This is a genomic window from Stenotrophomonas sp. 99219_Sma (assembly GCF_056480785.1).
Genome location: NZ_CM151117.1, coordinates 1,645,469 through 1,658,654 on the forward strand (window position 1 = coordinate 1,645,469; position 13,186 = coordinate 1,658,654).

General features: G+C 64.8%; 8 protein-coding genes and 1 tRNA gene. 5 read left to right on the top strand and 4 right to left on the bottom strand.

The features are described 5' to 3' along the window. Nucleotides 1–39: 39 nt before the first annotated feature. The 3 genes from alaS to ACZK13_RS07615 all read left to right on the top strand — a co-directional run bounded on the left by alaS (nt 40) and on the right by ACZK13_RS07615 (nt 3,210). A complete protein-coding gene (gene alaS / locus ACZK13_RS07605) occupies nt 40–2,688 on the top strand; it encodes an alanine--tRNA ligase (protein WP_336686254.1) in 2,649 nt (882 codons plus the stop codon). 147 nt (nt 2,689–2,835) lie between these two features. Beyond that, on the top strand, nt 2,836–3,039 hold the full coding sequence (gene csrA, locus ACZK13_RS07610) for a carbon storage regulator CsrA (RefSeq protein ID WP_004152909.1): 204 nt from the start codon (nt 2,836–2,838) through the stop codon (nt 3,037–3,039). A gap of 78 nt (nt 3,040–3,117) precedes the next feature. After that, nucleotides 3,118–3,210: transfer RNA gene (locus ACZK13_RS07615), tRNA-Ser, on the top strand. Nucleotides 3,211–3,294: 84 nt separating this feature from the next. On the opposite strand, the gene ACZK13_RS07620 is transcribed toward ACZK13_RS07615, so the two are convergent. Beyond that, nucleotides 3,295–3,750 carry a DUF4189 domain-containing protein gene (locus tag ACZK13_RS07620; protein ID WP_125895288.1) on the bottom strand — a complete coding sequence of 152 codons (456 nt, stop codon included), beginning with the start codon at nt 3,748–3,750 and terminating at the stop codon, nt 3,295–3,297. Nucleotides 3,751–3,870: 120 nt separating this feature from the next. Further along, nucleotides 3,871–6,201 (bottom strand): TonB-dependent receptor, encoded by a 2,331-nt coding sequence (locus ACZK13_RS07625; RefSeq protein ID WP_478482405.1) that lies wholly within the window; start codon nt 6,199–6,201, stop codon nt 3,871–3,873. Nucleotides 6,202–6,340: 139 nt separating this feature from the next. Here ACZK13_RS07625 and ACZK13_RS07630 point away from each other — a divergent pair, with 139 nt between their 5' ends. Further along, nucleotides 6,341–7,279: a helix-turn-helix transcriptional regulator gene (locus ACZK13_RS07630; protein ID WP_049422688.1), complete on the top strand. Its 939-nt coding sequence runs from the start codon at nt 6,341–6,343 to the stop codon at nt 7,277–7,279. Nucleotides 7,280–7,390: 111 nt separating this feature from the next. Further along, nucleotides 7,391–9,562 carry a TonB-dependent alcaligin siderophore receptor FauA gene (gene fauA / locus ACZK13_RS07635; RefSeq protein WP_478482406.1) on the top strand — a complete coding sequence of 724 codons (2,172 nt, stop codon included), beginning with the start codon at nt 7,391–7,393 and terminating at the stop codon, nt 9,560–9,562. Nucleotides 9,563–9,579: 17 nt separating this feature from the next. Here fauA and ACZK13_RS07640 read toward each other — a convergent pair whose 3' ends face one another. Beyond that, complete coding sequence (locus ACZK13_RS07640) at nt 9,580–10,686, bottom strand: YdcF family protein (protein ID WP_478482407.1); 1,107 nt, start codon at nt 10,684–10,686, stop codon at nt 9,580–9,582. Further along, nucleotides 10,686–13,181 carry a TonB-dependent receptor gene (locus tag ACZK13_RS07645; protein WP_478482408.1) on the bottom strand — a complete coding sequence of 832 codons (2,496 nt, stop codon included), beginning with the start codon at nt 13,179–13,181 and terminating at the stop codon, nt 10,686–10,688. Before ACZK13_RS07645 ends, ACZK13_RS07640 begins: the two co-directional genes overlap by 1 nt. Nucleotides 13,182–13,186 lie beyond the last annotated feature (5 nt).

Sequence of the window (13,186 nt, forward strand, 5' to 3'; positions counted from 1 at the left end):
GTGGTCCGGGCCCGCCGGCCCGCAGACTGCCAGCCCCCAATGAACGCATCCGCCAAATTCACGACTTCCCAGATCCGCAGCGACTTCCTTGAATTCTTCAAGGGCAAAGGCCACACCATCGTGCCGTCGGCGCCGCTGGTGCCGGGCAATGATCCGACCCTGCTGTTCACCAACTCCGGCATGGTGCAGTTCAAGGACGTGTTCCTTGGCGCGGAGAAGCGCAGCTACGTGCGCGCGGCCGACGTGCAGCGCTGCCTGCGTGCGGGCGGCAAACACAACGACCTCGACCAGGTCGGCTACACCGCACGCCACCACACCTTCTTCGAAATGCTGGGCAACTGGTCGTTCGGCGACTACTTCAAGAAGGATGCGATCGCCTGGGCCTGGGAGCTGCTGACCCAGGTCTGGAAGCTGCCGGCCGAGCGCCTGCTGGTCACCGTCTACCAGACCGACGACGAGGCCTACGCGCTGTGGCGCGACATGGTTGGCGTGCCGGAAGAGCGCATCGTGCGCATCGGCGACAACAAGGGCGCACCGTTCGCCTCGGACAACTTCTGGCAGATGGCCGACACCGGTCCGTGCGGCCCTTGCACCGAGATTTTCTACGACCACGGTGACCATATCGCCGGCGGCCCCCCGGGCTCCCCGGATGAGGACGGCGACCGCTTCATCGAAATCTGGAACCTGGTGTTCATGCAGTTCGACCGCCAGCCGGATGGCACCCTGGTGCCGCTGCCGGCGCCGTGCGTGGATACCGGCATGGGTCTGGAGCGCCTGGCGGCGATCCTGCAGCACGTGCACACCAACTATGAGATCGACCTGTTCCAGGCGCTGATCCGCAAGGCGTCCGAGCTGACCGGCACCGCCGACCTGGAAAACAAGTCACTGCGCGTGATCGCGGACCACATCCGTGCCTGTTCGTTCCTGATCGTCGACGGCGTGCTGCCGTCCAACGAAGGCCGCGGCTACGTGCTGCGCCGTATCATCCGCCGCGCCCTGCGCCACGGCTGGATGCTGGGCGTGCGCCAGCCGTTCTTCAGCAAGCTGGTGCCGACCCTGGTCGAGCAGATGGGCGAGGCCTACCCGGAACTGCCGGCGGCGGTGGACACCGTCACCCGTGCGCTGCAGGCCGAGGAAGAGCGTTTCGCCGAAACCCTCGATGCCGGCATGAAGATCTTCGAGGACGTGGCCGGCAAGGCCAGCAATGGTGTGATCCCGGGTGTTGACGCGTTCCGCCTGTACGACACCTATGGCTTCCCGCTCGACCTGACCCAGGACATCGCCCGCGAGCGCGACCTGACCGTCGACATTGCCGGCTTCGACGCCGCGATGGAGCAGCAGCGCGAGACCGCGCGCGCGGCCGGCAAGTTCGGTGGTGGCGTGACCCTGCCGGCCGAGCTGGTGGCGACCCTCAGCCCAACCGTGTTCCTGGGGTATGACCGCCTGCAGGCCGACGGCCTGACCGTGCTGGCGCTGCTCAAGGACGGTCGTCCGGTGCAGTCGGCCGATGCCGGTGATGCGGTCATCGTGATCACCAACCAGACCCCGTTCTACGCCGAGTCCGGCGGCCAGGTCGGCGACACCGGCGTGCTCACCGGCAACGGCGTGCGCCTGGTGGTGGAAGACACCCAGAAGTTCGCCGGCCAGTTCCATGGCCACGTCGGCACCCTGTCCGAAGGCGGCCTGAAGGTCGGTGATGTGCTGTCCGGCCAGGTCGATGGCGAGCGCCGTGGCGCCACCATCCTCAACCACTCTGCCACCCACCTGCTGCATGCCGCCCTGCGCGAAGTGCTCGGCACCCACGTGCAGCAGAAGGGCTCGCTGGTCGCGCCGGACCGCCTGCGTTTCGACTTCTCGCACTTCCAGCCGATCAGCGCGGAAGAGCTGGCCGTGATCGAGCGCAAGGTCAACCAGCAGGTGCGTGCCAACAACGCTGCCGAAGTGCACAACATGGGCATGCAGGAAGCGCTGGACTTCGGCGCGATGGCCCTGTTCGGCGAGAAGTACGGCGAACACGTGCGCGTGCTGAAGATGGGTGACTACTCCACCGAGCTGTGCGGCGGTACCCACGTCAACCGCACCGGCGACATCGGCCTGTTCAAGATCACCTCCGAGGGTGGTGTCTCCGCTGGCGTGCGCCGTATCGAAGCGGTCACCGGCCAGGGCGCCCTGGACTACGTGGACGCCGAAGAGGCTCGCCTGGCCGAAGCCGCCGACCTGCTCGGTGGCAGCGCTGCCGACGTGGTCGAGAAGATCCGTGCCCTCGGCCAGCGCCAGAAGCAGCTGGAGCGCGAACTGGACGCCGTGAAGGCCAAGGTTGCCGCCGGTGCTACCGCCGACCTGTCCGGCCAGGCGGTCGAGGTTGCCGGTGTGAAGGTGCTGGCCGCCCGTCTGGAGGGCTTCGATGCCAAGGCCCTGCGTGACGCCATGGACCGCCTGAAGCAGCAGCTGGGCGATGCGGTGATCGTGCTGGCCGGCGCCCAGGACGGCAAGGCTGCCCTGGTCGCAGGTGTGAACGGCAGCGCAATGGGCAAGGTCAAGGCCGGGGAACTGTTGTCCCATATCGCCGGTCAGATCGGGGGCAAGGGCGGCGGACGCCCGGACCTCGCCCAGGGTGGTGGCGAGGACGGGCCCGCCCTTGCCACTGCGCTGGCTGCAGTCGTCGAATGGGTCAGCCCCCGCCTGTGATGAACCTGGCCGTCCCCCTCCTTGTAGGAGCGGGACGGCTGACGGTACCATTGCGAATCTTTTCCCTTTGTCGTGGTAGCGCTTCTTGACGGAGCGTCAAGCCGGTGGGGGATACCCTTCCACACGGTTCCATGGAGACTTACAAAAATGTTGATCCTGACTCGCCGCGTCGGCGAAACCCTGATGATCGGAGACTCGGTGAGCGTCACCGTGCTTGGCGTCAAGGGTAACCAGGTGCGTATCGGCATCACCGCGCCGAAGGACGTCGCTGTGCATCGCGAAGAGATCTATCAGCGCATCCAGCGCGGTGACGAAGCCGGTGGCACCGGTAGCGAAAATTCTGCCGAATAACGCTTTACCTTCGCACTCGATTAACGTTATGATTCACGCCCCGCTGAGGTGCAACGCACCAGACGCGGAGAAAACCCCGGAGTGATGCCCGAGTGGCCGAAGGGGCTCCCCTGCTAAGGGAGTATAGGGTCAAAAGCTCTATCGAGGGTTCGAATCCCTCTCACTCCGCCAGATACAAAGAAGCGCCTGCAGATCCTCGATCTGCAGGCGTTTTTCTTTATCCGACACTCGAAAGTACAGCCGGCGTGGAGCTGGCTATCCTGGCTGATCCGTACGGGTGGCAGGCACTGGCGCGGGCGTCGCCGCTGGTGCCGGAGCGGGCGCACCGGGCAGCTGTGGCGGTTCAAGATAGCGAGTTGAGGTTTCCCGCCACAGCAAGGCAAGCGTGCAGTCGTTGGCACGTTCCCTGCACATTCTTTCGGCCTTCCGCTGCGCGGCGTCCGCGGTCTTCTCACCCAGTGCAAAGCTCAACGCAATCGTGCCGGTCGCTATGGCCGAATAGCCTTCGCTGCTGGTGCTGGCGGACTGACCGCAATTGCGCGATCGCGCTGCGCAGTAGTGCAGCGACTGCTGCATCGCAGTGGTGAGGGAAGATTGGTTCATCGAATAGCCGTAGCGGCCATCCTTGTCGTAGGTGATCGCAGACGCAGCACTTGCGCCTGATGAAACGGACAACAACAGCGCCAGTGAAACCGCATGCTTCCAGTTCATCACGCTCTCCTTTTCTGCCGATGGTGAATCAACCGGGGAGCGTGGCGCAACCACGCAGGGGGGCGATGGACGACGCCTGCAGGCCGTCTGCCTGCAGGCGTGTACCGATGCATCCGGTTGTCAGAGCTTCACCGTCACACCCACCTGGAAGCCCCGCCCGGGCAACGGTGCGATGTACTTCAACGGCGAATTGTGCGGCCGTGCTTCTTCATTGAGCAGGTTGCTGCCGTTGACGAACACCTCCACGCCGGCGATGTAGCTGTTGCGCACCGGCAGTTCGCGGCTGACCTGCAGGTCGACCATGTTGAACGCATCCAGTGGCACTTCCTCGCTGACATTGCGGCCGAGGTAATTCTGGGTGTCGTAGTAGGTGCTGGACAGCTGCGCCTTCCAGCCCTCGCGCTGCCATTGCAGGTTGGCACCGTAGCGGTTGGTCGGCATGTTCGGCAGGTACTCGCCGTCATTGTGGGCACGCAGCGAATCGGGGCGGTCGGCCTTGTTCTTCACCAGGTCGGCGAAGGCGGACACATTCAACGTGCCGAAGCGGCCCAGGTCCAATGCCTGCGAAGCATCGATCTCGAAGCCCTTCACCGTGGTGTCGGTCTGCTTCCAGTACTTCAGCGGCAGGCGGTTGGCGGTCTGCAGGCCGGAGTAGCCGAGGTAGAGATAATTCTCGTACTTCATCCGGTACGCGGTGGCCGACAGTTCGAAACCACCGAGGTGGAACAGGCCGGTCAGCTCCAGGTTCTTCGCGCGTTCCGGTTCCAGGTTCTGGTTGCCTTCTTCCTGGGTCATCACCGAGTAGTGCGCGTTGCTGGCATACAGCTCGTTGATCTCCGGGGCACGTTGCGAAGACGAGTAGCGAACCTTGGCCGCGAACATCGGCCCCAGCTCGACATACGAACCCAGGCTGTAGCTGTTGAGCCGGTAGTCGCGGTCCTGCAGTTTGGTGTTGGCGGCATTGCGCGCGGTCTTGAAGCGGCTGGGCTGCAATTCGTGATCCACACGCTCGTGGCGCATGCCTGCGTCGAAGGTGGCCCAGCCGAAATCCAGCGTTTCCTTCAGGAACACCGCATTGCTGCGGGTGTCCACGTCCGGCAGGTAGCGCTGCGAGCCGCTGCCGGTGACATCACGCGACTGATGGCTGAAACCGAGCAGGCCGCTGAGCGGGCCGATGCGTTGATGGCTGAGCAGCAGCTCGGCCTGGGTGCTCTCGAAATCGTAGTCGTTGGCCTTGGTGGCGCCCAGCCGCTCGCCTGAGGTGTTGTCCAGCTTGGAAACACGGAGTTCCGCGCGCTCGAACCACGGCAGTGGATCACGCAGCAGGGCTTCCAGCGCGTAGCGCTGTTGCTTGATCACCACGCCCACCGGCAGGCCATCGGCATAGTTGGAACCGAACGACAGGTTCTGCATCGAGAAGCCTGGAACGCCGTACTCGCTGTCCTTGGCATCAATGCTGACACCCACGTAGCCACGGTCGAAGAACAGGGTCGAGCCGAAGGCCACCTGACTGTTGCGCGCATAGCTGTTGCCCAGCCGGTGATGGTAGTCGGGCGTCACATCGTTGTTGATCTGCTTCTGCACATACGACGGCGTGCCGGGCACGTAGGCCGGGTTGACCGGATTGATGTAGGTGCGGCGCTGCCAGACCGACGTCGGATTGTTGGTGTAGAAGGAGAAATCACCATCGGCCCAGTCCGGGTTCTCGGTCATGAACTGGTCGATGTACGGCTGCGAGGCCTTGTTGTAGATCTGCTGGACGCGCGCCTCTTTCTGGCAGGCGTCGGCCAGTGCCGAATTGACGCCCCCGCCGGCCGGGAACAACCCGGTGTTGCAGACGCTGGCCTTGCTGTTGCCGGGGATGTCGTAGTGCGAGATGCGTTGCCGCGACACCTGCAGATTGGTGGAGATGTTGCGCTGGTTGTTGAAGTTCATGCGGAAGCCCTGCGCGTCGGCCGCGTTGAAGCCCTTGCGCAGGACCAGTTCCATCGACTGATCCTTGTCTTCCATGCTGCGGGAGATCAGGCCCGAGTCGATCTCCACGCTGCCGCCGATCGCATTGCCCCCATAGCGCACGGTGTCGGAGGACTTGTTGACGGTGACGCTGCGTACGAACAGCGGATCGAACGGGATGTTGATGTCACCGCTGATCGCGTTCATGCCCAGAATCGATTGGCCGTCCTGCAGGATCTGCACGCGGTTGCCGCTGAGGCTGCGGATGACCGGAGCGCCCGCGTTTGGCCCGAAGGCGCTGCTCTGCACACCGGAGACGTGTTCGAGCAGGCCGCCGAGGGTGCGGTTCTGCGCCTGCGGATTGTCGACGGTGACCCGGCTGTCGATGCGCGAGGGTTGGGAGGCCTGGACCTGGAGGGTGGGGAGGGTGGGTTCGTCCGCGGCCTGGGCGGTGTGGACGACGAACAGAATGGCTGCAGCAAGGAGATGGCGGCGCATGACACGATCCGTGAAGTTGATGTGAAATGTTATAACGTAACTATTTGTATCGACAAGGGCGGATTGGGCCTTGCCACCAGAGCTGGATATGAGAACGGTTCTCATATGAGAATGGCGGGTGATTTTTCACGGGCGCACCATGCACAGCCTCACCCTCGCCGACCTGGACCGCTTGGGCCGCAGCAGTGGTTTCCGCTATCGGCTGCCAGCACTCGCGTCCGCCGCCGATTCGGGCGCGCTGTGCGTGGTCGAGGGCAGGGTGGAACAGCGCTGCTTGCGCCCTGGCATCAGCCTGGCGCTGTCGGACGTGGTCGCGCATCAGCCGTTCGAGGCGACTTCGGAGGCACCCCCGCCGTTCGCTGCGATCGTGATGCTGGAAGGTCGTGCCGGAGCACGCCTGGAAGGGCAGGCTGTGATCGGCATGAACCGCGGCGCCGGCGCGATGGTGTTGGCCGATGCCACGCCGATGACTGCGATTCATCCGGCCGGTCAACGGATGCGCAGTCTGAATGTCTCGCTGGATGCACCGGCCGAGATGGATGATCCGGTGATCAGCGAACTGCTGTTGCAGGCGCATCGCCATGGTCGCCGGCGGCTGCACAGCTGGCAGGTACCCGCGCATCTTGAACATGCCGCCGAACAGTTGCTGTCGGGGACCTGGCAGGGCGCAATGCATGCGCTGCTGTGCGAGGGTGTGGGCCTGCAGATGCTGGCGATGGCGTTGGGTGCGCCTGCCCAGGAGGCATCGCCGGACCAGCGTGTTTCAGCACGTGATCGCCGCATGCTGCAACGGGTGATCGACTGCCTGCAGGCATCACCTGCGGCTGACCACAGCCTGGAGGATCTGGCGCGCCTGGCCTGCATGAGCCCGAGCAGCCTGCGGCTGAAGTTCCAGCAGGTGCACCGGTGTTCGGTGTTCGCCTGGCTGCGCGAGCGGCGCCTGCAGCTGGCCTGCGAGCAGCTGCGGCAGGGCTGCAGCGTGCAGCAGGCCGCACATTTCGTCGGCTACCGGCACGCCACCAATTTCGCGACCGCATTCCGCGCGCGCTACGGCATCGCGCCCAGCGAGCTTCGCTGAGTCCGGACCACCGTCGGCAGTGCGCATACGCCTGCTGCGTCCGCGCATACGTACGCTCACGCTCAAATGACAATAATTCTCATCCAGCCTTTCCTTCCCGCTGGATCTCCCATGCCTGCCTGTTTCCGCCCGTGTGCCCTGGCTAGCGCCATCGGCACGACCCTGGCGCTGTTCAACGCTGCCCACGCCGCCGAACGCACTCCGTCCGTAACGCCTTCCCAGCTTCCAACCGTGCAGGTCACGGCCGACCTCGATGGCAGCACGGAAACGTCGCGTTCCTACACCACCGACTCGATGGGCACGGCGACCGGACTGTCGCTGACCTCGCGGCAGACCCCGCAATCCGTCAGCGTGGTCACCCGCCAGCAGATCGAGGACCGTGGCCTGCTCAGCACCGCCGATGCCTTGGCGACCGCACCTGGCATCTCGGTCACGCGCAGCGACGCCAACCGCTACTCGTTCTCCGCACGCGGCTTCGACATCGACAACTACCAGTTCGATGGCGTGGTGATGCCGGTGCTGTCGCCGTGGAATTTCGGCGAGAACAACCTGGACATGGTGGTGTATGACCGCATCGAGATCGTGCGCGGCGCCAACGGCCTGATGACCGGCGCCGGCAATCCTTCGGCGGCAGTGAACTACGTGCGCAAGCGCCCGCTGCGCGAGTTCGCTGCCAGTGGTGGCATCAGCCTCGGCAGCTGGGACGCACGGCGCGCGTGGGCGGATGTGTCCAGCCCGCTGAGCCGGGAAGGGCGTGTGCGTGGTCGCCTGGTGGCCGCGCAGGCAGAGGGCGACAGCTACACCGCTGGCCTGGACAGTACGGCGAAGACGCTCTACGGCGTGGTCAGCGTGGACTTGGGCGAGGACACCGGGTTGATCGCCGGCATCTCCTACCAAGGCAACGACAACCGTGGCTTCGGCAGCGGCTTCGCGCTGTTCAACGCCGATGGCACGCGCACCCGTTTCGACCGCTCGGTATCAGCCACCGCGCCGTGGGCACGGATGACCACCGACACCCGCAATGGCTTCTTCGACTTCAACCATCGTTTCGGCAACGACTGGCAGGCGCGCGTGTCCTACAGCCGCTCGCATACCGACATGGAAATGAAGCATCTCTATCGCGGTGGCTACCCCGATCCGGTTACCGGCGCCATGCCCAATGGCAACAGCTTCACCCGCTACGACGGTCCGGTGCGCCGCGAAGCGATCAGTGCCAGCCTGTCCGGTCCGTTCCAGCTGTTCGGCCGCCAGCACACTGCGTCCATCGGCTGGTCGCGCTCACGCGATGAAATCGCGCTGGGGCAGTACCGCGCGCTGGCGCCGCTGCCGCCGCTGGCCAGCTATCTGGACTGGCACGGGCCGGGCACGCCGGAGCCGACGTGGGCCAGCAGCAAGACCCAGGCCGACGATCTGGACAACCATCAGAGCGGTGCCTACGCGGTGGCGCGGTTGTCACTGGCCGATCCGCTGCACGTGATCGTCGGTGGCCGCATGAGCAACTGGGAGACCGACCAGGTCTACTTTGGCACCAAGCGGAAGTACCGCTACCGCAACGAGTTCGTACCGTATGCCGGCGTGGTCTGGGACCTCAACAGCTACAGCAGCGTGTACGCCAGCTACACCGGCATCTTCAAGCCGCAGAACAACCGCAATGAATCCGGGCAGATCCTCGATCCGGTCAGCGGCCGCAGTTACGAGCTGGGTCTCAAGGGCAGCTGGCTGCAGGAGCGTTTGAATGCTTCGGCCGCGCTGTTCCGCACCCAGCAGGACAACCTGGCCGAAGCCACCGGCGGGCTGGTCGAAGGCAGCACACAAGCGGCCTATCGTGCGGTGAAGGGCGCAACCGTGGACGGCCTGGAACTGGAACTGGCCGGCGAGCCGCTGCCGGGCTGGAGCCTGGGCACCAGCTTCACCACCTTCATCGCGCAGGACGCGCAGGGCCGGGCGATCAATACCGCCAAGCCGCGCAGCCTGTTCAAGCTGTTCACCACCTGGCGCCTGCCAGGTGCCTGGGACCAGCTGACGATCGGCGGTGGCGTGGACTGGCAGAACCGCATGTACCAGACCGCCACCGCGCCCGGAAATCGCCGGGTGCCCGTGGAGCAGCCCAGCTACGCACTGGTCAACCTGATGGCGCGCTACCAGTTCAGTTCCAACGTGTCGGCGGCGGTCAACATCAACAATCTGTTCGACCGCCACTATTACTCGCAGATCGGCTTCTACAACCAGGGCTGGTACGGTGCACCGCGAAACGTGATGTTCACGCTGAAGGTCGGCTACTGAGGATGACGTCGCGCCTTTCAGGGGTCCAATGGATCCATCGGGTCGATGCGAAGTGATTCGGGCGCTGGCACGAACGTGATCGCGTACGGCGAAATGCGTGAACCGACCTTGCCGGGAACGTAGCCCAGCTCACGACGGTTGCGCTCATTGAACCCGTTGCTGGCGACCGAATCGATATGCGATGGACTGCTGACCACCAGTGCCGGTTGCTGCGGCGGTGCCTGCAGCGCGGTCAGCAGCCGCGCCGCGTTGCGCAGGTTGGTGGTGGTGTGGCGGGCATACGGTTCGATGATGATCGCATCTGCGGGAATGCCGAAGCGCGCGATCAGCGCTTCGCGCATCTGCACCGCTTCGACGCTTCGGGTGCCGCGTGGATGCACGGCGCCACCGGAGACGATGATGAAAGGTGCATCGCCCGCCGCATAGCGCTGCGCAGCGGCTTTCAGGCGCAGCTTGCTGCCAGCGCTGAGTGGGGTGGTCAGCTCGTCCGGTCCCTGGCCCAGCACGATGATCGCTGTGTACGGATGCGCATTCCAATCGAACTGCCGCGCGCGCGCGAATGGCGCGGCGTTCATTCCCGCGTTGAGGGGCTCGAAGCGGATCGCATCGAGGCGGTCATTGGCATCAAGCAGGCCCACCGCCACGGCGATGCTGCGATCGAATGCGGTGTAGGCCGCGCCGGCGTCCACTTCGCTCATCTGCATGGCAATGGCAACATCTCCGGCCAGTCGCGTGCTGCCTGCCGCGCCGACGGGGCCGTCGATGGCGTCGTAGCGGGGCGGCTGGCCCTGGCCATAGACGGAGAGAATGTTGTTGAGGCCCGCCAGCTCTCTTTCGATGGCATCGGCGCGCGCCGGAACCGTGGTGGCCAGCAGATCGGCCTGCGCCGGCGTCCAGCGCGCGGCCTCGAGTGTGCAGGCCGCCGTCCGGCAGCCAGTCATGCGCTGCGTGCGTTCGACCATGAGGGCGCGCGCAGGGGCGGGCAGTGCGTCGTGCTTCAGCTGCACCAGGGTTGGAAACAAGCGCCCGGCCAGTGCCGCGCTGTCACGGTCGTCAGCGGCCGCTGCAAGCGGTAGCACAGCCGTGGCCACCAGGGCGAGGGACAAGCTCAATCGTCGGTGCATCACCAGCTCCTGCTGACCATCAGGCGGACGTTGCGGCCGAACAGCGGCCGTCCATAGATTGCCTCGGCCGAACCCTGTCCGGCCAGGGCGTCGGTGCGGGTGTTGCCCTCGGTGAGCCCCTTTTCATTGGTCAGGTTGTCGCCCACCAGCTGTGCGCCCCAGTTGCCGCGCTTCCATGAAACGCCCAGGCCCAGGGTCTGGTAGGCAGGCAGCGCTGTCTGGTTGAACAGATCGACGTAGGACTTGCCGACTACGTCATAGCGCAGCCAGGTCTCGAACTGGTCCTGGCCGTGCTGGAAACTGAAAGTCGGTCGCAGGTTGCCGTAGAGCTTGGGTTCGCGAACGATCTGCTTGCCATTGACCGCCGCCGGATCGGCACCGGAATCGTTCTGCAGGCTGTCGTACTGCGGATCGCTGACCGTGATCGAACCGGCGATGCTGAACCAGTCCAGCGGCCGGAACAGGCCATCCAGTTCGATGCCCTTGGAGACGGCGGTACCGATGAAGGGCACCGACTGGTCATTGCGGCCGGTCGTCGGATTGAAGGCAACGAAGGACGCGTTGAGTGGATCGAACTTCGTGTAGAACGCGGTCAGGTACAGGTAGGACCGGCCAAAAGCCGCCTTCAGGCCCAGCTCGTACTGGTCCAGCTGGGTCTGCACGATGGTCGGATCGATCGAGCGCGCCACCGACGAGTTGGGAACGATCTCCATGTGCGACACGCGGGCGTAGGCGCCCACTGCAGGGGTGAAGTCGAAGTTCGCACCGACCGTCCAGTTGGTGGCGGACGGATTCAGGCGATGGTTCTGGACGACGCCGGTGAACCGGCGTGTGGTGTTGTCGGCCAGTGTGCTGCGATCGCCGAGGTCGACCTGGGCGGTCTGCTCCGCATAGCCTTCGTAGCGGTAGCGTTCATGGCGGATGCCGGCATCAAGCTTGAAGCGATCCGTCAGTGTCCACGTGTCATTGGCGTAGACCGCGAACATGCGGGCATCGACCTTGCCGCGATTGAGGGTGGTGGTATAGCGCAGCGTGCCCTTGTCGGTGACATATCCCAGCGGCGCGCCATCGTTGCCGTAGGCCACCAGATCCAGCAGGCGTGGCTTGCCGCGCATCTCCATCAGCATGTCCTGGTACAGGCTGAAGGACGTGGTGCCGAAGAAGGCGGTGTACGCACCGATGTTCAGATCGTGGCTGCCCCAGGCCGTTTCAAACAGCCGAGTCGCGCTGAAGTCGGCTTGGCCGGAGTAGAAGTCCGAATCTGCGGCACGGTACTGCGCCGAGATCACCAGGCCAGAGTCGGCGTAGGGATCGTAGGCGCTGGCGCCGTTGCTGCCGGCCAGCGCGTAGCCCATCCGCGCGACGCCGGCACCGAAGGCGCTGCGGGCCGCACCCAGATAGCCGTTGGCGAAAGTGCGTGCGTCGACCGGGTTGGTGGTCGAGTACAGCGCGTCGAACGTATTGCGGCCCTTGGTGTAGCCGGTTTTCAGCGAGATCGTCCAATCGCTGGCGGTGTTCTCGTACTGGAAGCCGATGTTGCCGAAGCGCATGTGGCGGCCATCGGCCAGGTCGCGGTTCATGCCCTGCAGGACACCGCCGCCATCGAGGTACTTCAGGTTGACGCTGCGCAGTGACGGCGAGTTCAGCGTACCGTCGAAGTAGTCGATGTAGGGATCCAGCGACACGCTGGGATTGCGAGGGTCGGCGACCGGGATCGGCAGGTAGAACGTATTGTGGTCGTCAACGAAGGTGCCGCTGACCTTGAACCAACTGGTGTCGTCGAAGTAGTGCTTGATGTTGCCACGGATCTGCCCGCCCTTGTCGTTCGGGAAGCCGTTGTCGCGGTACCCATCGTTCTGGCGCAGGAAGCCACCGACGGCGTAGAAGGTGTCCTTGCCCAGCGCGCCGGACTGGTACATCTCGCCGCGGTACAGCCCGGTATCGCCGATGGTCAGCTGCGCCTTGCCGAGGGTCTCTTCCGAGCCCTCGGCCAGGATGTTGTTGACGATGGCGCCGCCGCTGCTGGCATAGATCGGCGCCGGCCCGCCGCGCACGATCTCCACCCGCTGGTTCATCACGTCGAACCGGTTCATGCCGTCGCCGGAATTGAAGAAGTGGCCATCCAGCTCCTGGTAGAGCGGCAGGCCGTCCTGCTGGAAGGCGATGAAGCCACGATCGGTGGGAATGCCGCGCAGCCGGGTGATGTTCTGCACCTCGCCGCCGGTGGCCTCGACATGGATGCCGGGAACCGAGCCGAGCAGGTCGGCGTAGCTTTTCGGTGCGAGCTTCTGCACGTCTTCGCGGCTGAGTGAATTGACGGCGAAGGACGCATCGAAGCGACGCTGGGTGCGTGCCGCGCCGGTGACCACCACCGCATCAAGTGTTGCGGCATCGGCGCTGTCCTTGTTCTGGACGGGGGCGTCCTGCGCAGACGCGCTGCCGTGCAGGGAGATCAGGGCCAGGGAGATGCCCAGGACCAGGGGGCTGATGTTCATCGGAG